Annotated in this window: 21 protein-coding genes; 7 read left to right on the forward strand and 14 right to left on the reverse strand. The window is 39.3% G+C overall.

The window, feature by feature from the left end; all coding sequences use genetic code 11:
* Positions 1 to 20 precede the first annotated feature (20 nt).
* A complete protein-coding gene (amrB, locus tag EXM22_RS05140) occupies positions 21 to 845 on the forward strand; it encodes an AmmeMemoRadiSam system protein B (RefSeq protein WP_149485484.1) in 825 nt (274 codons plus the stop codon).
* Here the strand turns inward: amrB and EXM22_RS05145 are convergent.
* From EXM22_RS05145 to EXM22_RS05160, 4 genes are all read right to left on the reverse strand, one after another.
* A complete protein-coding gene (locus EXM22_RS05145; protein ID WP_149485485.1) occupies positions 836 to 2,485 on the reverse strand; it encodes a motility associated factor glycosyltransferase family protein in 1,650 nt (549 codons plus the stop codon). The two genes, amrB and EXM22_RS05145, sit on opposite strands and share 10 nt — an antisense overlap.
* Positions 2,482 to 3,966, reverse strand: a complete 1,485-nt coding sequence (locus tag EXM22_RS05150) for a 6-hydroxymethylpterin diphosphokinase MptE-like protein (protein WP_168203354.1) — start codon at positions 3,964 to 3,966, stop codon at positions 2,482 to 2,484. Before EXM22_RS05150 ends, EXM22_RS05145 begins: the two co-directional genes overlap by 4 nt.
* A gap of 13 nt (positions 3,967 to 3,979) precedes the next feature.
* Positions 3,980 to 4,666 (reverse strand): hypothetical protein, encoded by a 687-nt coding sequence (locus EXM22_RS05155; protein ID WP_210411557.1) that lies wholly within the window; start codon positions 4,664 to 4,666, stop codon positions 3,980 to 3,982.
* A 254-nt stretch (positions 4,667 to 4,920) separates the two neighbouring features.
* The gene (locus EXM22_RS05160; protein ID WP_149485488.1) at positions 4,921 to 7,704 is read right to left on the reverse strand and encodes a midas domain-containing protein; all 2,784 of its coding nucleotides are present in this window, start codon (positions 7,702 to 7,704) and stop codon (positions 4,921 to 4,923) included.
* A gap of 141 nt (positions 7,705 to 7,845) precedes the next feature.
* On the opposite strand from EXM22_RS05160, the gene EXM22_RS05165 reads away from it, so the two are divergent.
* Positions 7,846 to 8,292 (forward strand): septum formation initiator family protein, encoded by a 447-nt coding sequence (locus EXM22_RS05165; protein ID WP_149485489.1) that lies wholly within the window; start codon positions 7,846 to 7,848, stop codon positions 8,290 to 8,292.
* Here the strand turns inward: EXM22_RS05165 and EXM22_RS05170 are convergent.
* The 3 genes from EXM22_RS05170 to EXM22_RS05180 are packed head-to-tail and all read right to left on the reverse strand — an operon-like array spanning position 8,282 to position 11,221.
* Positions 8,282 to 9,082: an ATP-binding cassette domain-containing protein gene (locus EXM22_RS05170; protein WP_149485490.1), complete on the reverse strand. Its 801-nt coding sequence runs from the start codon at positions 9,080 to 9,082 to the stop codon at positions 8,282 to 8,284. The two genes, EXM22_RS05165 and EXM22_RS05170, sit on opposite strands and share 11 nt — an antisense overlap.
* 2 nt (positions 9,083 to 9,084) lie before the next feature.
* Entirely contained in the window at positions 9,085 to 10,062 is a 978-nt protein-coding gene (locus EXM22_RS05175; protein ID WP_246157076.1) for a glucosyl-3-phosphoglycerate synthase, read from the reverse strand.
* The gene (locus tag EXM22_RS05180) at positions 10,052 to 11,221 is read right to left on the reverse strand and encodes a peptidase dimerization domain-containing protein (RefSeq protein ID WP_149485491.1); all 1,170 of its coding nucleotides are present in this window, start codon (positions 11,219 to 11,221) and stop codon (positions 10,052 to 10,054) included. Before EXM22_RS05180 ends, EXM22_RS05175 begins: the two co-directional genes overlap by 11 nt.
* Positions 11,222 to 11,428: 207 nt before the next feature.
* Between EXM22_RS05180 and EXM22_RS05185 the strand changes: the two genes are divergently transcribed.
* Complete coding sequence (locus EXM22_RS05185; protein WP_149485492.1) at positions 11,429 to 12,766, forward strand: ATP-dependent 6-phosphofructokinase; 1,338 nt, start codon at positions 11,429 to 11,431, stop codon at positions 12,764 to 12,766.
* A 47-nt stretch (positions 12,767 to 12,813) separates the two neighbouring features.
* Here EXM22_RS05185 and EXM22_RS05190 read toward each other — a convergent pair whose 3' ends face one another.
* The 7 genes from EXM22_RS05190 to EXM22_RS05220 all read right to left on the reverse strand — a co-directional run bounded on the left by EXM22_RS05190 (position 12,814) and on the right by EXM22_RS05220 (position 20,027).
* Positions 12,814 to 14,385 carry a glucose-6-phosphate isomerase gene (locus EXM22_RS05190; RefSeq protein ID WP_425465770.1) on the reverse strand — a complete coding sequence of 524 codons (1,572 nt, stop codon included), beginning with the start codon at positions 14,383 to 14,385 and terminating at the stop codon, positions 12,814 to 12,816.
* 149 nt (positions 14,386 to 14,534) lie between these two features.
* A complete protein-coding gene (locus tag EXM22_RS05195) occupies positions 14,535 to 15,809 on the reverse strand; it encodes an argininosuccinate synthase (protein ID WP_149485493.1) in 1,275 nt (424 codons plus the stop codon).
* Positions 15,806 to 17,005, reverse strand: coding sequence for an aspartate aminotransferase family protein (locus tag EXM22_RS05200; protein WP_149485494.1), 1,200 nt, complete (start codon positions 17,003 to 17,005; stop codon positions 15,806 to 15,808). Before EXM22_RS05200 ends, EXM22_RS05195 begins: the two co-directional genes overlap by 4 nt.
* On the reverse strand, positions 17,005 to 17,790 hold the full coding sequence (gene argB / locus EXM22_RS05205) for an acetylglutamate kinase (protein ID WP_149485495.1): 786 nt from the start codon (positions 17,788 to 17,790) through the stop codon (positions 17,005 to 17,007). Before argB ends, EXM22_RS05200 begins: the two co-directional genes overlap by 1 nt.
* Positions 17,790 to 18,827 carry an N-acetyl-gamma-glutamyl-phosphate reductase gene (gene argC / locus EXM22_RS05210; RefSeq protein ID WP_149485496.1) on the reverse strand — a complete coding sequence of 346 codons (1,038 nt, stop codon included), beginning with the start codon at positions 18,825 to 18,827 and terminating at the stop codon, positions 17,790 to 17,792. Before argC ends, argB begins: the two co-directional genes overlap by 1 nt.
* Entirely contained in the window at positions 18,827 to 19,300 is a 474-nt protein-coding gene (locus EXM22_RS05215; protein WP_149485497.1) for an arginine repressor, read from the reverse strand. The genes argC and EXM22_RS05215 overlap by 1 nt, the downstream gene beginning before the upstream one ends.
* A gap of 88 nt (positions 19,301 to 19,388) precedes the next feature.
* Positions 19,389 to 20,027, reverse strand: a complete 639-nt coding sequence (locus EXM22_RS05220) for an ankyrin repeat domain-containing protein (protein WP_168203356.1) — start codon at positions 20,025 to 20,027, stop codon at positions 19,389 to 19,391.
* A 75-nt stretch (positions 20,028 to 20,102) separates the two neighbouring features.
* Here EXM22_RS05220 and EXM22_RS05225 point away from each other — a divergent pair, with 75 nt between their 5' ends.
* The 4 genes from EXM22_RS05225 (at position 20,103) to yajC (ending at position 23,505) form a co-directional block, all read left to right on the forward strand.
* Positions 20,103 to 20,858: a biotin--[acetyl-CoA-carboxylase] ligase gene (locus EXM22_RS05225; protein WP_168203357.1), complete on the forward strand. Its 756-nt coding sequence runs from the start codon at positions 20,103 to 20,105 to the stop codon at positions 20,856 to 20,858.
* Between the two features lie 152 nt (positions 20,859 to 21,010).
* Entirely contained in the window at positions 21,011 to 22,654 is a 1,644-nt protein-coding gene (gene groL, locus EXM22_RS05230; protein ID WP_149485500.1) for a chaperonin GroEL, read from the forward strand.
* A 101-nt stretch (positions 22,655 to 22,755) separates the two neighbouring features.
* Positions 22,756 to 23,043, forward strand: a complete 288-nt coding sequence (locus EXM22_RS05235; protein WP_149485501.1) for a hypothetical protein — start codon at positions 22,756 to 22,758, stop codon at positions 23,041 to 23,043.
* A gap of 69 nt (positions 23,044 to 23,112) precedes the next feature.
* Positions 23,113 to 23,505 carry a preprotein translocase subunit YajC gene (gene yajC, locus EXM22_RS05240; RefSeq protein ID WP_149485502.1) on the forward strand — a complete coding sequence of 131 codons (393 nt, stop codon included), beginning with the start codon at positions 23,113 to 23,115 and terminating at the stop codon, positions 23,503 to 23,505.
* Positions 23,506 to 23,510: the final 5 nt, after the last annotated feature.

Below are 23,510 nucleotides of genomic sequence, written 5' to 3' on the forward strand. Positions count from 1 at the left end.
TTATTTTTAAAGGATTTTTTATGGACATTAGGAAAATGATGCTTCCTGAGGGCTGGTATCCACATAATCCGCATCATGCTGAATTACAGATAGACAATTGGAAAAGAAATATACAGCCTTTAAATAAAAAGATTGTCTCTGGTATTGGTCCTCATGCCGGCTGGTTTTTTTCAGGGAAACAGGCCTTTCAGCTTGTCAGTTCCATTCCGAAAGAGACGCAATTACTTATCATTGCTGGTGGCCATTTAAATCGAGGATTGAAGAATAGAATTTTAAATTTTGCTAATTTTGAGACACCCTTTGGGTCTCTAAAACTTGATAAAGAGGCCTCGAATGCTTTATGTTCCGATTTTACCTCAGATTATGATTCTGATAATACAGTAGAAATCTATCTACCTCTCATAAAATATATCTTTCCCCATATTAAAATCTTACCCGTAAGGCTAACTCCCGAGACAAGTGCCGTTCAATGGGGAGTCGCCTGTCAAAACTACTGTAGAAATCACAACATATCTGCTTTTTTCTTAGGTTCTACAGACCTTTCACACTATGGAAATCGCTTTGGATACACAGAGTTTGGCGATGATCTGCAGTCTCGAAGAATTGTCAAATCCTACGATCAACAATTCCTTGATTCTCTTTGTGTGATGAATACAGATTTATCCCTGGAAATAGTTGAAAGTCATCATACAGCCTGTTCTGCTGGAGCTGCCCTGGGGGCATGCGGTTTTGCCCAGTCTGCCGGTATAGAGGGAGGAGAGATTATTGAACAGCGTTATAGCTATGACCTAATTCCAGATGATTCAAATGAATTTGTTGGCTATGGAACTGTTGCCTATTCATAAAATACCTTTCTTTTCAGAAGTTCCAAAGTCCATTTTCTGGCAAGGTTTAAGGCTTCTTCTCCTGTAGAGCAATTCTTTCTGAAATGAGCCGCTGCAGGTAAAATAGACATTAAAGTACCTTTTTGATTATGGGTGAGGGAACTTAGGAATTCTATCAATGAAGTATCAATCACAGGAAAATCATGAATTTCTCTGGCAAAGGAGTGTAAAAAATCTGAACGACTCTGAAATGGTATTCCCGCGCTCATCATGCGAAAGTCTCCGGATGTTCCCTTCTGATTCTGAATGAAATCAAGATGCACTCCGTCACCCCTGATATTTTCGATGAAAGCGTTCATGGAGTTCGCTTTATTTTCAAGACAAGTTTTGTAATGAATCATAGGTTTGGATATGTATCGAAAGCCTCCGGGAAATTTTTCCCGGTCCAAGGATTGATTATGGAGAACAAAACTTAGAAATTGACTTTCTATTCCATCCATTCTTGAACTCTGTTTTTGAAAATAAGGGAAAATATAGCTTCCCCTGGAATAGGGCTTCCCATAAGGATATGAAAAATCAGTCCCAAACAGACTAATTTGTTTTGCTCCCAGTGACTCGGCAAGACTCAAAGCTGCATGAGTAACATTTCCACCGGATGTATCGATTCTGGGAAAGCTCCTGAAATTTCTGCTCACATAATTTGAAAAGGGATGATCACTCGTAAAAAAAAAGTATTTTTTCGCTATTCGAGTTAAAAAAGGGGGAGATGCCAAATCAAGGATCAGTGGGATATCTTCGGGGTAACCCTGCATAAAATGATGATAGCTGATATGTTGGCAATCAATAGAAATGACCATATCCGGTTTTATACCATGGCTTAGTAAAACAGGAAGAGAGGTGTCTGTGGCTATGAGTGTGGATTCATTTCTATACTGTAAAAGATGGTCAATCTGTTTTTCAAGGCTTGGACCAGCGGCTGTAATTTGAACTTTTTTAACGGGATTCAGAGTCAAGGTCGTCTCTTCGGAGGCTTTCAGATTCGTTAGAGTATTGACAAACCATTTTTTACCAAAATGGGTTTGGACCGTATAATCATCTGTTATGGTAGAAATAGATTCTTTGACAACATCTGCCACTCTATGGAAAAAATCTGATGTATTGTCCACTCTAGGACGCAAACTGATACTTTGAAGATCACCTGAAAGAACTGGAATATACCTGGACAAAAGAAAAGGCTTAAAGTCCTCCGCATTCCGGGATATCCATATGGAGACTCTTTTATCAAGAAAAAGAGAGCTTAAATCCATTTCTCTTAGTATTGCTCTTATGATTTCAGGTTCTGTATCAATGATTAAAAGACTCACTAAATTCTGATTTTCAAGGAGTGGTAATAAGTGATATGCTCCTCCTAATCCATAGGCCAAAATTGTTCCTGCAGTATTTTGAGAAGATGAAAATCTCCTTCCTTCCTTAATAGGATTAAACCGGGAATGCAAGGGTTTATCACTCCCGGAATTGCTTAATACTGGAACAAGACTGCCATCCCTTGCCGTTATAAAATGGACATGTGGGGAATCATTGCTTCGGCTAATCAGATGAGCCGCTTCTGGAGAAGTCTGAGAGAGACACAGTAGATTTTTATCAAGGAAATCGTTCTTCATATGAGCTGACCGATCTTGTGAAGAAATAATTTCATCCTAGAAATGATCTCTTCAGGATTATCTGATATTGAGAACTCTGGAAACAGCTCACTACTAGTCTGATTCAAGAATTGTGTAGGGACTGAAGACTTTTCAAATTGATGAAGTTCATGATTTAAAGAACTTCTTAATTCACTGATTTTTCGAATTCTCTCTCGTAAATTGGGATAATGGATAGATCTCTTAAGAACAATTTGTTTTGTGCCTTTCATTGAAATTGAAGGTATCGTATTTTTAGTTTTAAAAGGTAAATTGACCTGTATTGGTGATAACCTTAAAAAGTTATCCGGAAATTTCTGATTTCTGAACCAGGCTGAATATGTATCCATACTCTTTGAATATCGAAAATGGTTTTCAATTTTATAAGCCATGTCATTGGCTCTATTAAAATAGGATGAGACTCCAGGGAAAAATCTATTTTCATTTTTTAGGATAATAGATTTAAAAGAATGGGGTTCTGCATGCATTTTAATATCCTTTATACAAAAATCTAATCCCGCAATATAAATAGGATGAGTACAGATTTCTTTCAAAAATGTCAAAGCAGTGGCTGCCACAGTTCCCATCTCTGCGAGGAAGGGTAACTCGTTGTTTTTAAAAAGGAGAGACTCAATATAACTTCCTTGGTTTATCCCAGCCAAATGATTTTGATTATCCCTAAAGGAAGCTGTTACAGGAGCGATACACAAAGTAGAAGGATCCAGATATTTTAAGTGTTCACGCGCATAAAACCCAGGGTCAGTCGTAAACAGTATATCTGGAATGATATCATATTCCTTCAAAATTGATAATGATGAGGGAAGAGCGACAATGAAATAGTCTTTTTGCAATTCCTGAATACGGTCGATATGATTTTCCAATGAAGGCCCCGATGCTGCCAGGATCACAGCTCTGTCAAGAGGTGATGCAATACAGGTCGAATAGTCATGTCTAAGATAATTTCGGATGCCATTACAAATCCAGAGTTTGGAAAATTGCCTTTTAGTTATTTCATTTCCTTGAAGTATTCTCAGGTGCTCTAATATTTTATAGCGAATATGCTTGCATTCATCTGGGAATAAATACTTTGATGCTGGCCATTCCAAGAAAATTATATCTCTCATATTTAGTCTGGTCAGAGTTTTATCCAGTACTGTTGTGAGGGAATCATTCATGTTGGGAGCATAGGAAAATATGTTATCCAGAACTCCTTTTTCGCTGCAGTATTGATATGTGTTTGAATGAAAGAAAACAGAAAAAATTAAGTTTTGGGGATGAATCAGACTCAATTCATTCAAAAGATAACCTAATCCCGGTTCCAGCACGATGATCAATTTGTTTTTACTATAGCTTTTATCTTGAATAAAATTATTAACAAAAAGACGCGCTTCTTTTAAAGGATCATATTTAGAATGAAGATATTTATTATTGATTCTGGCCGTAGGAGTTCCTGATTGACTCATCTCCAGATGCATTTTACAAAATTTCTCTCAACAATTCAGATCGTCCCTCGGCGTTGGAAGGATTTTTATATTCAACGAAATCAAGTTTGGGAGTTGATTTTAAATCCTGAAATATGAGGGGTAGTGAAGCAGCCAACTGATGAAGAAATAATTCTTTGTCGGAAATGCGAAGCTTATCGAGGAATAACAGTATTTGATTATTATCCAGCTCTAATATTTTCTGTTGAGATCCTGCCATTGTTCTAAAAACCGACAGAATTTCCTTTTTTATATGGATATGGGATAAACCATCATCAGTTTGAGATAAAAGATTCATGAGAGGCTGGAGATTGATCTTAATAATCGCTATATCTCGTCCTTCATAAGCAGCAAGAATCATTGCAATATCATCTTTTAATGGTTTTCTCTGGCTATGAACCGGATTTTCCAAGAGAACTTTACGACTATTAAATATTTTTGAAGAATATCTTGAACTGATTATTTGAAAGGAGTCCTCCCAATCATCGGGTACAAAACTAGCCCATTGAGTAATCATAATAACAGAATACAAATGATCATTGACAACAAAGGGTAACCAGTATATGTCTTCCAATAAACCGAATTCTCTAGAAGACATATAGTTTTTCAAAAAAAGAGGCACCTCTGTTGTACACAAGGGTGACTTATTTTGTAACAAAAGAGAGAACTCTTTGCTATCCATGACATGATTATCCAGTCTTAAACGATTTGTAGTAGTTATGTCATACCCTTTTGATAATAAACAATCATAGGAAGAGTGATCATCGTTGATTAAAAAAAGAGAAGCCTTATCTATATTGAATGACTCAGTTAAATATCGAAAAAGAATAGCCGCAAAATCAACACTAGAACCAATAGATTCAACTTTGTTAAAAAATTGTGACCATACACTTTCTTCTTCTATTTGAGAGTTTGCTGCTCTATTCAGTAGTCCCATTAGCTAGTGATTCCAAGTTCCTCAAAAATCTTTTTATAGACTTCAAAATGTTCACTACGAGCAAATTCCTGAATTTTCTCCTCCGGGAGAGACTCGAGTAGCTGATCCATATAAGTTAATATTTCCCTTATTTCTTCCCGTAATTCAGGAGGAAGTTTTTTCAAGCTAGCACTATTTCTGGCATCATCTAAAAAACTTCGTTCTTTCGTATCAGAGGGCAGCGAATCAGCACCGTCCATAGATTTTTCATTTTGTGGAGAGGTGGGAGTTTCTTCCGTTGATTTATCATCAGGGATTTCACTGCTGAATTCAAACTCTTCAGGGACTTCTTCTATCTCAAGATCCAGAATCTCCTCAGGTTCGATGATTTGATCATCAGAGTCTTCTTCAGAATCCAAATCATGAGGTAAATCAATAGAAATGACATCATCTTCAATATCATCAATTTCTAAATCCTCAGGTTCTGTTAAAACCCCTTCAAAATCATCAGGTATTTCATCTAAATCAATTTCAATACTCTCTGTTTCATCAGCACTTTCCTCTGAAGATTCATCTTCTGGTATTGCCAATGCTTCAAGAGAATTGAGATCGATCTCTTCTGTTCCAGGAAGAACATCGTCATCTTCAAAAAATGAGTCTGATTGATCAAGAATAGAATCAATTGAATCTAGTTCTTCTTGCATTTCTGTGTTCAAATCGAGAGAATCATCAAGTTTCAATTCGTCCAAATCCATATTGTCTTCATCATTTGAAGACGTCTCATTTTCAGAAAAATCAGATATATCAAGTGTAATTTCATCCTCAGATTCTGTAATATTTGGTACATTATCACCTATTTCAAGATCATCAAAATCATGTACATCAGGTAAAGATGAAGAATCGAGACTTATATTGATATCAGAGTCATCGGAATCAACATCTGTCAGATCGATAGTAGGTGAGTCTTTCAGATCCTCCACAGAAAATTCATCCAAGTCATCCGAAATTGTAATTTCATCCAGTTCTGATAGATCTGTAGAAGACTCATCCATTGATTCAGAAGGATCGTCCATCTCTAGATCAACAATCTCTCCTTCATCATATTCATCACCATTTTCATCTGAAAGCTTCAAGTCAAAATCAAAATCTTCTGGTTCATCTTCTTCTATTGGATCACTAACTGCATCCTCTTCAAGATCAAACGCATCTAGAGAAATTTCTTCAATATCATCAAAAGAGATATCTTCTTTAGTTGATGTTTTATCCTCTGAATCATCTAAACCGAATTCTTCTAGAGAAACATCTTCTGGTTCAAGAATATCTAAGTCATTTACAGTTGTCGGTTCTTTTTCTGCTGTATCAGCAGTTAAATCAAGAACCAGTTCTTCATCGTCGAAGGGTTGCTCTTCGACGTCGAGAGAGATCTCATCATCCATTGAAAAATCATCTATGGAGAGCTCCTCATCGTCATCTAGTGATATTTCTTCGATCTCCAGTGATAACTCTTCATCTTCCAGGGAGAGTTCTTCAACATCCAGTGATAATTCATCGTCGTCCAGTGATAATTCATCGTCATCCAGTGATAATTCATCGTCATCCAGTGATAATTCATCGTCATCCAGTGATAATTCATCGTCATCCAGTGATAATTCATCGTCATCCAGTGATAATTCATCGTCATCCAGTGATAATTCATCGTCATCCAGTGATAATTCATCGTCATCCAGTGATAATTCATCGTCATCCAGTGATAATTCATCGTCGTCCAGGGAAAGCTCTTCAACATCCAATGATAATTCATCGTCGTCTAGTGAAAGATCTTCATCATCGAAGTTTATATCACTCACAGCAATGTCATCATCTGCTGAATCGCTATCATCAAAAGTTAAATCATCCAGAGAGAGATCCTCTGTTTCTAGAAAAGACTCGTCAAGAAGATCTTCATTTTCGGGTTCAGAAAGAATTGATAAACCGGGATCTTCCTGGTTTAAATCATTATTCGCTACATCTTCAACGGTCATTTCAGCGGTGTTGAAGATATTATCCAGCTCATCTCCAGTGAGAACGATAGACTCGTCATCATCTTCATCAAAGAAACCACTTCCACTTCCATCAACAGATTCATCGCTATTAGAATCGTTAGAGTAGGGTTGTTTGATCAATTGATTTCGTATATCAAGTATTTCACTTTTAATCGTTGATAATTCCTGTTCTATTTTCCCTAATAATTCAGTTTGTTTTTCAACCAAACTGAGGGCTACTTCAGATTCCTGTGTTGAATTATCAGAATGAATTTTGTCATCCTTTGTTGATGATTCCTCTTGTGAGATCTCAAGATTATGATCGATCATAAAATCATCTGCGGCCTGAATATCACCGTCATCTAAATCTATGGAAGAGTCATCCTTATCCCATGGAACTTCATCCAGCGCATCGTCCGAGGGACTCCAGCTGTCTTCGGCCATAGAAATGAGTTCATCCTCTTCTTCTGGTGAAATCAGATCATCTCCAAAATCGTCAAGATCAGGAAGATCATAATCTTCTTCAGTATCCATCATATCATCTTCGAAATCTAAAAAGTCATCACTTCTATCTAGATCATTTAGATTAAAATCATCCATTTCTGAGTCCATTTCAGATTCGTTGATGTCTAAATCAAGATCATCAAAGTTTAAATCATCCAGACTTTCTTCTTCTAAAGAAACAGATCCAGATACAACACCTGGGATGTCTTTGAGATCTTTTTTAACCCATGTGCCGTAGTTTTCAAGTTCACCATTATTGTTATCTATTTCCCTGGCCATTCACTGCTCCTGTATCCAGAATAATAAACCTTTAATGAATTATCGGAAACCCAACCTGAAAAGTTGAATATAACAATCATTTTATATCATTTTACCAGATTATGCCTGTCTGGTGTTAAGGTTTTTGCAGAATATCCGTAAATGATAAATATGATTACCATGAAGTATTATTGGCCTTTAATGGCTGCCCTTATCATTTATACGGTTCTCAGTTTTTTTTGGGGTAAAACAGGCATTCAATCTATCATTGAAATGGAAAGGGTGAGAAGTCAACTAGAGTTGAATCTAAACGAATTAAATCAAATTAACAATCAATTAAATGAAGACCTGGGGTCATTGAGCAGTGATCCTGAACGCATTGCCATACAATCTAGAAATTTAGGCTACATTCAGGACAATGAAAGAATCCTGTTTATGAATTTAAACGGATTAAGCGCTTCTAAAATGAATGTGGGTAAAATCCTTCATCTGGAACAAAAGATGGAGAAACCAGAACAATCATTCAAATGGATAGCATTCATTACTTTTCTAAGTGGCTCTCTTCTTGCCTTTATTTCTGATCGAAAAAAAGAAATCATTAATCAATGACTTTAACTCTCTGACCACTTAACTCCTGTGGCAAAGGCGGTTTAGCTAATTGTTCACGAAATAGATTTTCTCGTCTATAGAGCAGCTCCATGGGAATTTGGTAAGCATCTTCTAGGTAATCTCTTGTGAGAACCTCAGAAGAAGGGCCAGTAATGATTGAATGATCTTTACTAAAAAGTAATGCATTATCAGAGTATTTTAGAGATAAATCTAATTCATGTATGGAAAAGTACAACGTTTTATTTCTGTTATGTGCGAAATCTTCCAGATATTCAAGAATCTTCTCTTTCCACTTGTCTTCCAGTGCAAAAATGGGTTCATCCATCATTATGTAAGGAGAACCATAAAGAAGACTAAAGGCAATGGATATTTTCTGCATATCCCCTTTGCTGTTTTCCTGAAATCTTTTACCAAGACATGAATCTAATTCAAAGTTCATTATGATATCTTCAACTAAATTTCCATCATCATTCTGCCCCTGCTCATATACAAAATCTAAGAGGGCACCAATTTTTTCTTCCGTTTCAAATTCCATATTCTGGTAAATAAATGAAATCAATCTGTTTCGACTTTCTTCATCATTCATAAGACTTGTATCGATACCATTTACCTGTACAGATCCCGCGGTGGGGCGTATGCGCCCCCCAGCCAGTAGCAAGAGAGTACTTTTTCCCGTTCCATTTTGACCGACAAGAGTTGTCATACCAGCTGGCAATTGGAGTGTTATATCTTTGAATACTGCTAATTCTTCACTTTCATAGGAAAATGAAACGTTATTCAATTCAATCATCTTTATTTCTTTCCTCGATTCAGTTTCTGATATTCGGCTATGGTATTCATGGGAGGACGTTCGGCTTCTGGGATGTTGTATTCTACCGCTTCGAAAATTTCATCTTTCACTTGAAACTGTCTGAAAATGGTTGGTAAATCAACAACATCCTGAATCATACCATACTGAAGCAATCTATTGAGAAATGTTTGAAGTATCCCAAAAGACATTTTCCCAAGAGCTCTGGTCGTCTGATTCCGATGCACACGCTGATCCAGATCTGTTTGAGCAAAAGCACTCATTCCAAACTGGTGATAGACATCAAGAATGTGAGACGTTTCAACACCATACCCAATAGGGAATGGTATGCTTTCAAGGACTTCCCGCCTAACTGCATACTCTCCAGACAGAGGTTGAATAATCGCTGTTAATTCCGGAAAAAATAGCGAAAAGAGGGGCCGCGTCAATATTTCGGTTACACGACCGCCCCCTGATGGCCTGATACTGTCTGAAAACGCCAGAGGACGGTCATAAAATGCCTTTACATATTGAACTTCGGGACGTTTGATCAGCGGCCCAACCATGCCATACACAAAACGGGGATGAATATTTTTTATATCTGCATCGATGTAAACGATGATATCCCCTTTGAGCTGATAAATCGCTTTCCAAAGATTTTCACCTTTGCCTTTCATAGGCTCAAGATCAGGAAGAATATCTGACGCCAGATATGTATCCGCACCAAAAGATGAGGCAATCTCAAGGGTCTTATCATCAGAACCTGAGTCAATGACCGCTATTTCATCGAGCAGAGGATATCTGTTCATGAGTTCTGATTTGAACATGACTACTTCTTTACCAATGGTCTTTTCTTCGTTCAGCGTTGGTATACAAAGAGAAATTGTCAGTCCTTGTTTTTCCTTCTCTTCAATGAGTTCTTTAAGATCTTCAAAATTGGAATGATGGTATGTGTTGTCTTTTAGCCATGAGTTAATTTTCACTGCAATACCCCTTATCAACTGCCTGAAGCAGAGCTATTAGTTGAGCAATCCCTTTCTTCATGGGTTCTATTTGTATCATTTCGTCCATCTCGCCAAAACGTTCACCATTGGTGAGACCTATCGTCACTGCCGGAATTTTTTTATCAATGAAGGCAGAAAGTTCTGAGGTACTGGGAGAGAGACGGGGAGTGACTCCCAAATGTTCCAGGATAGCTCGACTAGTCTTGTTTAAAGAATGTGAAAATTGAGTACCACCAGGCTTCCTTCGAGCCATCTCAATAAACTTGACCATGGCTCCAGTCATGGAAGTCATTTCATCTGCAAGGGAGCGTATGCGAATGGCAATATCTTCTACCATTTCATCCGATTCACTTCGAATCTCAAACTTTAAAGAGGCTTTTGTCGGAATGGTGTTATATGAAGTTCCTCCTCTGATAGATCCAAGCATGATGCTTGTTTTGGGTTTTCTAGGCAGAGGTATTTCTAGTATTTTATTAATCAGTTCGTTCATATTGACGATGGCTCCAACGGAACTGAATCTGGTCCAGTCGTACTCTTCGGGAACCTGATATTTCAATTCGCCCCGAAGCATCCCAATAGAGGAGTAGCTTAAACGGCCCAATTTGACACCCTCGATACAGATACCAGCCGTGATGGGTTTTTTAAAATTATCAAGAAAGAAACGGATACCTTCAATATCTCCCGGTCCCAGACTGCGGGCGGTTCCCATGAGGATTAGGTTTGATTCAAACTCAATGTTTAATTTTTCCAGAATCATAGGCAGAGTAGCCAGTGTGGCTAGTCCAAGACCGTTATCACCTACACCCGGCCCAATGACCTGATCAGGTTGTACAGTAATTGTATGGTCCACATTGGATGGAAATAAGGTGTCCAAATGAGCTACAACAAGAATATTACTATCTCTTGATTTTCCAGGAATGATGCCTAAAGCATTTCCTTTCTCATCTTCTGAACAATTTAAAAGATTGTATTCTGTAAAACGATTCAATAAAAACCTAGTTCTTTCTTGTTCCTCAAAAGTGGGAGCCGGAATCTCACTCAGCATGATCAAGTTAGTCAGAAGGCTTTCTTTGAACTTATCAACCTGTGTTTCATATTCGGGAAGGTATTCCAGAATCTCTTCGCAGCTTTTGTTCATATTGTATTCCTGATTTTTTGATGGATATATTTCATTATAGAGTAATCTAGGAAAACTGCAAAGAAAGAGTCATAAATAAATGGATTCTTTAATGCATAGCAATTAAAAAGAATAAAATGATTGTACACTAATTTTATTTTCTTTAAAATGTTAATATCTATTATAGAAAATTTTAATATATTTAGGACCTTTCATATGGAGGATTCTGTGAGTAATGAATTTGATTTTAGAATTAAAAAAATTGGTGATTGTAAAATTCCCTCTCCCATGCCTTTTTCAAATATACAAGGCGACCGTATAGCCAACTTCGTCAGAGATGATCAATACGTACTTCACTCTGTTATAAAAGGTGATAATCAGGACAAAAAAAACGTCTATGAGTATGCATTGGAGATGGCCGGTCCAAGAGAGAAAGTGTTTTTTAATCCAGGTCATATTCATGCAGGTATTGTAACTTGCGGCGGCTTGTGCCCTGGTCTGAACGGGGTAATAAGAGCCATAGTAAGAACGCTGTGGCAGAGATACAACGTAAGAAGGATTTCAGGCGTCCAGTATGGATATGTTGGTTTTATGCCCGAGAGTAACCTACCCGTAAAAACATTAGACCCGGATATCGTAGATGATATTCATAACATGGGAGGAAGTATCCTGGGATCCGCTAGGGGAGGCTCGGATGTCATCAAAATTGTAGATGCTCTTGAACAGCTGAATATGAATATGCTTTTTACAATTGGCGGCGATGGAACTCAACGATGTGCCTTGGAAGTAACAGAGGAAATCGAAAGACGGAACCTAAAAATCACCGTTGTGGGAGTTCCCAAAACAATTGATAATGACATTAGTTTTATTGATAAGTCTTTTGGTTTTGATACTGCCGTATCCAAGGCCGAGGCAGCGGTTCATGCCGCTCATGTCGAAGCAAAATCAGCTATTGATGGAATGGGTCTTGTAAAGGTAATGGGCCGTGAAGCCGGATTCATTGCAGCCCATACAACTCTTGCTACGAGTGATGTCAATTTTTGCTTGATTCCCGAAGTTCCCTTTAGGCTAGATGGTGAAAGGGGTCTTTTAAAACAGTTGGAAAGAAGGCTGGACCGAAGAAAACACGCTGTAATACTTGTGGCAGAAGGAGCTGGCCAGGAACTTCTAAAAGAGACAGGAGAAAAGGATCCCAGCGGGAACAAAAAACTGGCTGATATTGGTCTGTTCCTCAAGGATTCAATCATCTCTCACTTTAAATCCATCGGACGCGAAGCCAATCTCAAATACATTGACCCAAGCTATATGATACGGGCTTCCAAGGCGAATCCCAACGACTCACTTTACTGTGCCAGGCTGGGCGCCAATGCCGTTCATGCAGCCATGACGGGCAGAACTGCAATGCTTATCTCTGAATGGAATAATTGTTTTGTTCATGTTCCGATTCAGATGGCAGTCAGTAAAAAGAACCGGGTTGATCCGGAAAGCCCCTTGTGGAGGGATGTTCTTGAGGCTACTCAACAGCCTATAACAATGATGGATACAGCTGATAAGAAAAATAAGTAATAGTAAAGATAGCCAGTGAAAAACACTGGCTATCTTTTTCTAATGGTTTATATTTCAAGAAGATCTGCAAATCCTTTCAAAATAACATCCATATCATCCCCTCCGGATAATACCTGTTTTGCTAAAACTTTCCCTAGTTGAACTCCTTCCTGATCAAAGGAATTCAGATTCCAAACAAAACCCTGAAACATGACCTTATTTTCAAAATGGGCCAAAAGAGCACCCAGTGATTTTGCTGTTAGTTGTTCACCAAGAATAAGGGAAGATGGTCTACCGCCTTCAAAATTCTTGTTTGTATTTGAACTGAAACTTCCTCTGGCAAAGGCAACAACTTGAGCGACAAGATTGGCTTTTAGTTTTTGCTGACTAGTGGATCCTTCATAATCCAAATCAGAATTGATTTGTGATTTTTTAAAACCAATGAATTGGAGAGGAATGATATCGGTTCCCTGATGAAGGAGCTGGTAAAAGGAGTGCTGACCATTCGTACCCGGCTCTCCAAAGATGACAGGACCTGTTGAGTAGTTCAAACGAATATTATCCCTGGATACCGATTTGCCATTGCTTTCCATATCCATCTGTTGTAGATGAGCCGGAAATCGTGATAGGGCCTGACTATAGGGAAGTACAGCAGTGCTGGGATATCCAAGGACATTCCTTTCAAAAATACCAAGCATAGCATCCATTAAGGACGCATTTTTTTTGATATTGCTATTTAACGCAAGGGCATCGGCCTCGGAAGCTCCTTCAAGAATCTGTTCAAATACATCATATCCAAATGCCAATGATAATACGGCTCCACCAACAGCAGACGTACTGGAATATCTTCCACCTATAAAATCATCCATATAAAAGGAGTCTAAAACATCCGATGATCCTGCTAAGGGGCTGGTTTCACTGGTAACAGCAATCATATGCGCCGCTGGATTGAAACCGGAAATATTTGCCTGCCTAGATTTCTCAATGACAAAATTTCTGTTGGCAAGTGTTTCCTGTGTTGTCCCGGATTTTGAAACCAAAATAAATAGAGTTGTCTCTAGATTTAAATTTTTGAGTACAGCATTGGCATCATCTGGGTCTACATTGGAAATAAAATGAGCTTTTAGCAGGGGAGTGCTCATGTTCTCCAAAGCAAGATATAGAGCCCGAGGACCTAAGTCAGAGCCACCGATTCCAATCTGAACGACCGTATCAAATGGTTTCCCTGTTGATCCCTTTATCTCAGCTTTTTGAACCTTATGAGCAAAAGATTGTATGCGTTTTAATTGAGAAATATAGAATTGTCTTTGATCTTTACCATCATAGACGACCTTGCCGTTGAGCTCTCCTCTTGTCAGCTGATGAAGGACCATTCTATTTTCACCTGTATTAATAATTGTTCCACTTAAAAGAGCTTTATACTTTTCTATGACCTGCTGTTCATCCGCTAAATCCTGCAGTTGAGAAATCAACTGTTCATCCACAGCCTTGGCAGCATAATTGTAGCTGAGTCCTCCTCCTGCATCGATATTAGAGTTTTGAATTCCCTCAGCGGTAAGAAAAGACCCGACCTTGATGTCTCCGGCTCTCTTCAATAAGGTTTTATAGCTTTTTACTGTATCTAGGTTGTGAAATTGAATTGACATCATACTCCCCCTGGTTTTATTCATTTCATAATAAGGTGGCGGGCTTAAGCGTTCAATAGCTTTGTACTAGAAATCATGAAGGCATAATAAAAAAAGGCCTGCATACTGGATGAACAGGCCTTTTTTAATTAAAATTTTAATTTTTATTTATCATGGAAGGAAGCGGCAGTACCCTTGATCTTAAGAGCTTGTCCTGAATCATCCTGTAATTGCTTCTGTACCATTGCAGTAACCCCTGTGGACAAGCCGTAAAGGTTGATAAAACCTTCTGCATCATGATGATCGTAGCTGGACTCACCAAAGGAGGCCAGATCTTCAAGGTACAGAGCATAGGGAGATTTTCTTCCCGCGACAAAAGCATTCCCCTTATACATCACCATTCTAACTGACCCGGTGGTGAACTCTGTTGTTTTTTTCATAAATTCTTCCAGAGCATAACGACTAGTTGTGTACCATTTACCGGCATAAACAAGATCGGCATAATCCAGGGCCAGTTTATGCTTAAGATGAAGTGCATCATTGTTAATTGTAAACATTTCCAGATCCCTTAGAGCTTGATGCAGCAGGGTACCGCCAGGAGTTTCATAAACACCACGGCTCTTCATGCCAACCAGTCTGGTTTCTACTATGTCCACTCTACCAATACCATGGGCAGATGCCTTTGCATTGAGCTCTTGAAGAAGGTCATAGGGACCCATCTTCTTACCATTCACGGCAACAGGAATTCCTTTTTCAAAATCAATAGTGATTTCCTCTTCTTGTTCAGGGGCATCCTTGGGTGCTTTTGTCAGCTTAAACATGGATTCCTGAGGTCTGTTCCAGGGATCTTCCAAATCGCCACCTTCATGGCTCATATGCCAGATATTCCAGTCTCTAGAATAAATATTCTTTTTGGAAATGTCTCCAAGATCAATCCCGTGATTTTCAGCATACTCAATGGCATCTTCTCTGGAATGAATGTCCCAGATTCTCCAGGGAGCAATCACTTTAAGATGAGGAGCCAGGGCCTTGTAGGTTAATTCAAAACGAACCTGATCGTTCCCTTTTCCCGTACATCCGTGACATAAAGCATCACAGCCTTCCTGAAGAGCAATATCCACTTGATATTTAGCCTGAATCGGTCTAGCAATGGAGGTACCAAGAAGGTATTGACCTTCATAAATTGCACCGGCTCTTACCATGGGATAGATATAGTCTTTGGTAAGTTCTTCTCTGAGGTCGGCTAGAAAATATTTTGAAGCTCCCGCATTCAAAGCCTTTTGTTCCATTCCATCCCAATTTTCATCCTGACCTACATTGGTACAGATGGCGATGACTTCTGCATTATCATAGTTTTCTTTTAGCCATTGAATGATAATGGATGTGTCCAGTCCTCCAGAATAGGCGAGGGCTATCTTTTTGATCGGTTGTCCGCTCATAAAATCTCCTTGATAACTTTAAATAATATAGAGACTCCCTTCTGGAGTTCTTTTTCACTAATTGTCAAAGGCGGGGCCATTCTTATTACATTTTGTCCCGACCTTAATACCAGTAGTCCCTGATCCTGACAGGAATTCAACAACTGACCTATTTTTTCCGGTTCTATTGAAGGAATTTTCAAACCTTTTAGAAGACCTTTCCCCAAAATTTCACCCCGAAGTCCCAGTTCTTTCAAAGACTTATTCAGTTCATTATCCAAATACAGACCCTTATCCTGAACATCTTGTAAGAAACCAGGAGCCTGAATGATATCTAGAACAGACATAGCCACCACAGAAGTAACAGGACCACCACCAAAGGTAGTTCCATGGTCTCCAGGATGTAAGAGATCATTCACTTTTGCAGGAATAAGTGTCGCGGAAAGAGGAAGTCCACCAGCCAATGGTTTTGCCAAGGTGATAATATCTGCATGCAATCCCGCCTCTAGGGAAGCAAAAAATGAACCCGTCCTTCCTACACCGGTTTGCACTTCATCTGCTATAAGAATAATGTCATATTTTTCACAATAGCTATTTAACGCGCTAATCATCTCCTTCGATAGACTGACCAGACCGCCTTCACCTTGAATAACCTCAACAATAATGCCTGCTACATTTTGGGGATACTTGATTGTCTTTAAGGACTCCGGATCGTTATAGGGAAGAATTACGCAGTCTGAAAGGAGTGGAGAAAAGGGAGCTTTATATTTTTCAGTGGCTGTGACACTCAATGAGCCCATAGTCCGGCCGTGAAAACCATTGCTGAAAGACACAAATCCAACAGACTCCGGGCCTTTTTTATTTTTTCCATAAAGCCGTGCATATTTTAACGCAGCTTCATTCGCTTCTGATCCGCTGTTTCCAAAATGAACGGCTGTAAAGTCACCAGTTTTGACGAGTCTCTCAGCCAGTTCAACGGTGGGACCGGTTGTGTAGAGATTTGAAACATGTATCAGTTTTTTCATCTGATCATAGGCGGCTTTGGCCAGGTCTTCCCTTCCATACCCAAGAGAATTGACGGCGATACCGGAACCAAAATCCAGGTATTCTTTACCGCCTTTATCGTAAACATAAGAACCTTTTCCAGATTCAATCAAAAGAAATTTATCTGAGAAATTCTTTGTAAGATGCGGTTTTTCAATAATATAAGGTTGCATTATTTATCCTCCAGGGTAATACAGGTCCCTTTTATGCGGGCGATTATTTTTGACAAATCCCCCTGATTTTCATAGTTACTGATTTGGATGTTATGCACTCCCTGTCGGATGGCTTCCAGAGAAGATCTGACCTTTGGTATCATTCCTCCCTGAATTTCTCCATTACCGATGGAATCCTCAATAAATTGTTCATTCATTGAAGGAACCACAGTTCCTTCAATGAGGATTCCTGGTATATCAGAAATAAAAATAAGAGACTCTGCATTAAGAGCCACAGCAAGTGCTAAAGCAGCTTCATCAGCATTTATGTTCATACCTCTTCCGCAAGAATCAGTACTAACAGAACATATTACGGGAAAATACTCATGTTCTAAGAGCAAATGAATCAAAGTAGGATTAACCTTGGAGACCGATCCGGTTCTATTCTCGTTTCCATCTGCTCCAGTGGCATCTGTGGAAAGGAATAGGGATCCGTCAGCTCCTGACAGTCCCACAGGTTTCAGTCCGGCAGTTTGGAAGATCCTCACAAGATGAGTATTCATCAAGCCCGAGAGACCCATATCGACAAGATCCATTTCCCTGGCGGAGGTTAGTCTTTTACCATCTATAAAACGGGGTTCAAGTTCATACTGCTTCTGAATAGCTGAAACAGCGGCTCCTCCACCGTGAACAAAGACAATATGATGACCCTTCTGGACCAAATCACCTATTTCAACAGCGAGTGCAGCAATGGACTCGGAAGACTCAGCGGAGCGTCCACCAGCCTTGATAACGAAGATGCTCATCAAATTTCTCCATGAAGCCTTAAGCCGGCTATTTCATCCAGCCCAAACCGGATATTCATATTTTGAATTGCCTGGCCACTGGCGCCCTTAATCAGGTTGTCAATGACTGAAAAAAGAATCAAATCCTTTCCTTCACGGTGCCAGCTGATATCACAACGGTTTGATCCCCAAACTTGTTTTGTTTCTGGAATAGCCGGAAAAACGGTCTTCACAAAGGGTGAGTCCTTATAAAACGACTGATATAGATTATTCATCGATGCATTACTGATTTCTTCTTTCAGCTCACAGCTGATAGTAATTGCCATTCCTCTTTTCATTGGAACAAGATGGGGTACAAATAAAACAGATCCCTGTGAAGAAACCTTTTTGACTTCCTTGAGTATTTCCATGGAGTGTCTATGGGTCGTACCAGGGGCATATGCACAGATGTTTTCTGACCTTTCCACCAGTAAATTTGAAGTTTTGGCCTTCTTTCCCGCACCGGAGATTCCAGAAAGAGCATTAATAATAATTTTTTTACTGATCAATTTCTCTTTTAACAAAGGGATAAGAGGGAGGAGGCTGGCCGTAGGATAGCATCCGGGATTGGCAATCAGGTCAGATTGACGAATCTGATCACGGTACACCTCTGACAGTCCATAAACAGCGGAAGGAAGCCTCTCTGCACGGGGAGGATATTCGCCATAGGCTTTAAAAAAACCTTCCGGATTCTCCATCCTAAAGTCGGCTGACAAATCAATGACGACTGAATGATCGTAAAAGGGATCACAGACCTGGGCTGATGCCAGGTGGGGAAGTGCCGAGAAAACAACATCGGCTTTCAATGAAACGGCCTCTTCTACAGTTACATATAAGCCTTTGGTCAGTTCCATTTTATTTAAGATAGAAGGATGGAGTCCTGCGTCCGACTTAAGAACACTTGTACCGGCAATGGAGGAGGACACGGCAATAATCGAATCGATATCCTCATGAGTACTCAGTTGTCTGAGCAAAATTTGACCTGTATAACCTGTTGCACCCAGTATGACAGCTTTCATTATTCTAACTCCAGTTCGGGAATGATTGTTTTTAAGGTTTGCATGAATTTCTGAGGTGGCAGATTCTCCTTCAGGACGATCAAAATCGTATCATCCCCGGCAATGGTGCCTAAAATCTCATCTAATTCCATATTGTCCAGGGCTATCGCAACTGTATCGGCATGCCCAGCCAGTGTTTTCATGATGCATAGATTGGCAGAGAAGCTTACGGTGAGGAATCCCCTGGTAATGTCATTGATATACTGCTGGGTTGTCTCCAGTTCTTTCCTGTTCCTAGGAAGGGTATAGTAATATCCATTATTACCATCAGAGACTTTCCCAACTTTGAGGAGTTTCAGATCCCTGGACAGAGTCGCCTGGGTAACACTGACATTTTCTTTTTCAAGGAAGGCAAGGAGCTGTTCCTGACTCGTGATGTGATATTCGTTTATTATCCGTTTTATGGACTTCAAGCGTCCGGTTCTACTGTTCATACCTCTCCATCCGTATATATATTCGGTAAGGATGAATAAATATACAGGGATTTGACTCTTTGATCAAGATCTTAATTGGAGATTTTTTTCATTCAACGGCACCATGAGCAATGAGGAGATCTCTGAGTGTCTCATACTGTCTCCATGTCGCATACATGAGGGGAGTATAACCTCTGGAATCCATGAGATTAACCTCGGCTCCTCGTTTAACTAGAGCCTCTGCAGTTTCTCTTAATCCCTTCTGAACAGAAAGAAGCAGAGCAGACACACCTGAAGATGAAACTGTATTTGGCTCTGCTCCATGCTGAACCAATTCAAGAGAGGTTAGTTCCATATTCCTCGAAATGGCCATGATTAAAATACTGTTTCCGTATTGGTTTATGAAATTTGTATCCGCTCCCGCCCTGATCATTGCAGCGGCAGTCTGCTCCATATCTCTCAGCACGCAAAGATAAAGAAAAGAGTCACCATCTTCGTCATATTCCAGAGGATTGGCACCCGCATTTATAAGAGCCACGGCCATCTGATCATTGTTATATAAAATAGCCAGATACAGAGCCGATCTACCACGGCTGTCATACACATTTGGATCATCAAGATCGTTTAGCGCAGATTCAAAAAGAGGATAATTTTGATTAGCAATGGCATTAAAAAGATCTTTTTCTGCATCGGCAGCAACGTTAAAGGGTAGGATTAGAAAAAAAAAGAGAGTGAAATACTTTAACATAGTTAAGTTATATAAAGTATGTTTCATGAAAAATCAACCTTTTCCTGAGAACCTGAAGCAGGTATAATGCAAAAGATGAACCAATCTTCAGTTTTTTCAAATTTACAAAATCCATTTAAGGCTCCTATATATTATAAGGAAACAAGCGATTCTACAATGGTGGATGCGTCACTATTAGTGCCGACAGAACATGGAACGCTCACTGCCGCAGGATTTCAGTCAAAAGGTAAAGGAAGAGGTGAAAATCGAATCTGGAACTCTGCAAAAGACAAAAACCTGCTATTTACGATCATTTTGAACCCCAAACAAATTTCTCACCCACTGGTGAGAGCCCCTCTCATCTGTGGCTTGGCTTTGACCAAATTTTTAAACCATGAGTATAAATTGAATGCCATTCTCAAATGGCCCAATGATGTTCTAGTAGACAATAAGAAAGTATCAGGCATACTCTGTGAATATAAGAATAACAACTTGTTGGTTGGCCTAGGTATCAATTGCCTTCAAATGGATTTTCCAAGTGAAATAGAGCACAAATCAACGTCTTTAAGGCTCCAGGGAGTTAAAGAAACACCCCCTAAAATACTCGAGGCATTCTTACCTATTCTCAAGGATACCCTAGAAAGCAGTCATTGGAAAAATGAGGCCATGAAATACCTCTTTGGATGGAATAAAATCATTGAAATACAAACTGGGAGTGTCGAAGATTCTGCTACAGAATCAATTCAGATCGTCGATCTCACAGATGATGGATTTCTTGTTGCCATAAATACTAAAAACAATGAAAGATTAACAATATCCACGGGTGAGATCCGCTTTGCTGATTTTATCTGAAACTTTTTCATATATATTCCAATAATTTTCATTCAGAAATGCAAAATATTTCTTGATGAATCGAATTAGAATGAGTATCTTACATCTGAAGATTTGCATAAGTCTTTTAAAATCTAAAATCAAATTACCTGAAATTAGGGAGAGTATTGTTTATGGCTAAACAGTTAAAGTTTAACGAAGAAGCTCGTAGAAAACTTCTGTCTGGTGTTGAAAAACTATCAGACGCGGTTAAAGTTACCTTGGGTCCAAAAGGAAGAAACGTTCTTCTGGACAAAAAGTTTGGAGCTCCTACTGTTACAAAAGACGGTGTATCTGTAGCTCGTGAAATTGAACTGGAAAATCCCTTTGAAAACATGGGAGCCCAGTTGGTCAAAGAAGTGGCCACAAAAACCAACGATGTAGCCGGTGACGGAACAACAACTGCAACAGTTCTTGCCTACTCAATTGTAAAAGAAGGACTCAAGAGTGTTGCTGCAGGAATCAATCCCATGGGCATCAAGCGTGGTATTGATAAAGCCGTAGAAGACGCCGTTGCAGAAATCAAAAAAGCTGCTAAGGAAATCAAAGACAAAGAAGAGATTTCCCAGGTTGCCGCTATTTCCGCAAACAACGACCATGAAATTGGTGAAGAAATTGCCAATGCCATGGAAAAAGTCGGAAAAGATGGTGTTATCACTGTAGAAGAATCAAAAACAATCGAAACAACTACAGACTTTGTAGAAGGTATGCAGTTTGACAGAGGTTACCTGTCTCCTTATTTTGCAGCCAATAGAGATAACATGACCACAGTCATGGAAAATCCCTACATCCTTATTTACGATAAGAAAATTTCAAATATGAAAGAACTTCTTCCTGTACTGGAAAAAGTAGCTCAGTCCAGCAAACCTCTTTTGATCATTGCTGAAGATGTTGAAGGCGAAGCTTTGGCAACCCTGGTAGTCAATACTATCAGAGGAGCTCTGAATGTATGTGCCGTTAAGGCACCTGGTTTCGGGGATAGAAGAAAAGCCATGCTGGAAGACATTGCTATTCTGACCGGTGGTGAAGTAATTTCTGAAGAAATTGGTCTGAAACTCGAAAATGCCGAACTGGAACAGCTTGGTAGAGCTAAGATGATCAAGGTTGAAAAAGAAAATACAACCATCATCAATGGAGAAGGTACCGAAAGCGGAATCAAAGAGAGAATTTCTCAGATCAAGACTCAGATTGATGATACTTCAAGTGATTATGACAGAGAAAAACTGCAGGAAAGACTGGCTAAGCTCGCTGGTGGTGTTGCCGTAATCAATGTCGGAGCTGCAACTGAAGTTGAATTAAAAGAAAAGAAACACAGAGTAGAAGATGCTCTTTCTGCAACTAGAGCCGCTATTGATGAAGGAATTGTTCCTGGTGGTGGACTGACATTGGTTCAGATCTGCAATGCCTTAGTTGCTTCTGATAGCCTGACTGCAGAAGAAGTCGTTGGTTTCAATATTGTAAAAAGAGCCTTGGAAGAGCCTATTCGTCAAATAGCTGTCAATGCTGGTGTCGATGGTGCTATCATTGCCGATAAGGCCAAAAATGAGAAAAAAGGCATCGGTTTTGATGCTTACAAGATGGAATGGATCGATATGGTTGCTGCGGGTATCATTGACCCTGCTAAAGTTACCAGAAGTGCATTACAGAATGCTGCCTCTATTGCAGGCCTGCTTCTCACAACTGAATGTGCGATCACAGATCTTCCCGAAGAAAATGCTCCCGCCATGCCTCCTGCAGGCGGAATGGGTGGCATGGGCGGAATGGGCGGCATGATGTAATCATCCCCCGTTCCTGACAGGAGAGGGAGGCGAAAGCTTCCCTCTTTTTTTGCTTACAAAAATGAATTCTTAGTCAGAAAATGGAAAAAGGAGATACTGTTTTGAAAAGAGATGATTTTGTCAGTACCATTGGATATAGCGGAAATTCTGCAATAGCAGATAAGAAACTGCAGAAGCCAGGGACTCCCATTGAGACACTTCTTGAACTTGGTCTATACAAAGCCGCGTTCAGTAAGGCCCTGTACGATGAGAATGTTCATGAACAGGAAATGGTATTGGAAGCATATAATAAAGCCAGTAAATCTTCTTATAAATCTATCGAGGAGTTAAAACGACTTTTTGGTGTATTCCGGGTTCCTGATAAAATTACAAGAGTCAAACGTATTTAATCATTCTTGACGGTTATTCATTTTATGTGATAATTTTACCCAATCTTTTTATATTCCGAGGAAATTTTTATGGATAATTTTAGACTGGCTCTCCTGATGGGGATGCCTGCAGGAGGATCTTCCGGTTCTACCGGCGGCTCCATGACTACGAGTCTTGTCACTTTCGCACTTGTAATAGGTATTTTCTATTTTCTTATCATCAGACCTCAAAATAAGAAACAGAAAGAAACCAAAAATATGATTGAAGCCGTTAAGAAAAACGATAAAATCATCACTATTGGTGGAATTCGGGGTACTGTCCATGCTGTCAAAGAAGAAACTGTCATAATCAAAGTTGATGATGAGTGTAAGCTTGAAATTAACAAGTCTGCCATCTCTACAGTTTTGAATGCAGTAGCTGAGCCCAAAAATGAAAAAGGCAAGAAAGACAGCAAAAAAGCAATCGAAGAAGAAAAAAAATAATTATA

This window comes from Oceanispirochaeta crateris (genome assembly GCF_008329965.1).
Classification (GTDB): Bacteria; Spirochaetota; Spirochaetia; order DSM-2461; family DSM-2461; genus Oceanispirochaeta; species Oceanispirochaeta crateris.

What these genes read in the sequence shown, in the direction of transcription:
- amrB (WP_149485484.1), top strand. Translation starts at nt 21, where the DNA reads ATGGACATTAGGAAAATGATGCTTCCTGAGGGCTGGTATCCACATAAT.
- EXM22_RS05145 (WP_149485485.1), bottom strand. Translation starts at nt 2,485, where the DNA reads ATGAAGAACGATTTCCTTGATAAAAATCTACTGTGTCTCTCTCAGACT.
- EXM22_RS05150 (WP_168203354.1), bottom strand. Translation starts at nt 3,966, where the DNA reads ATGAGTCAATCAGGAACTCCTACGGCCAGAATCAATAATAAATATCTT.
- EXM22_RS05155 (WP_210411557.1), bottom strand. Translation starts at nt 4,666, where the DNA reads ATGGATAGCAAAGAGTTCTCTCTTTTGTTACAAAATAAGTCACCCTTG.
- EXM22_RS05160 (WP_149485488.1), bottom strand. Translation starts at nt 7,704, where the DNA reads ATGGCCAGGGAAATAGATAACAATAATGGTGAACTTGAAAACTACGGC.
- EXM22_RS05165 (WP_149485489.1), top strand. Translation starts at nt 7,846, where the DNA reads ATGATAAATATGATTACCATGAAGTATTATTGGCCTTTAATGGCTGCC.
- EXM22_RS05170 (WP_149485490.1), bottom strand. Translation starts at nt 9,082, where the DNA reads ATGATTGAATTGAATAACGTTTCATTTTCCTATGAAAGTGAAGAATTA.
- EXM22_RS05180 (WP_149485491.1), bottom strand. Translation starts at nt 11,221, where the DNA reads ATGAACAAAAGCTGCGAAGAGATTCTGGAATACCTTCCCGAATATGAA.
- EXM22_RS05195 (WP_149485493.1), bottom strand. Translation starts at nt 15,809, where the DNA reads ATGAGCGGACAACCGATCAAAAAGATAGCCCTCGCCTATTCTGGAGGA.
- EXM22_RS05200 (WP_149485494.1), bottom strand. Translation starts at nt 17,005, where the DNA reads ATGCAACCTTATATTATTGAAAAACCGCATCTTACAAAGAATTTCTCA.
- argB (WP_149485495.1), bottom strand. Translation starts at nt 17,790, where the DNA reads ATGAGCATCTTCGTTATCAAGGCTGGTGGACGCTCCGCTGAGTCTTCC.
- argC (WP_149485496.1), bottom strand. Translation starts at nt 18,827, where the DNA reads ATGAAAGCTGTCATACTGGGTGCAACAGGTTATACAGGTCAAATTTTG.
- EXM22_RS05215 (WP_149485497.1), bottom strand. Translation starts at nt 19,300, where the DNA reads ATGAACAGTAGAACCGGACGCTTGAAGTCCATAAAACGGATAATAAAC.
- EXM22_RS05220 (WP_168203356.1), bottom strand. Translation starts at nt 20,027, where the DNA reads ATGTTAAAGTATTTCACTCTCTTTTTTTTTCTAATCCTACCCTTTAAC.
- EXM22_RS05225 (WP_168203357.1), top strand. Translation starts at nt 20,103, where the DNA reads ATGAACCAATCTTCAGTTTTTTCAAATTTACAAAATCCATTTAAGGCT.
- groL (WP_149485500.1), top strand. Translation starts at nt 21,011, where the DNA reads ATGGCTAAACAGTTAAAGTTTAACGAAGAAGCTCGTAGAAAACTTCTG.
- yajC (WP_149485502.1), top strand. Translation starts at nt 23,113, where the DNA reads ATGGATAATTTTAGACTGGCTCTCCTGATGGGGATGCCTGCAGGAGGA.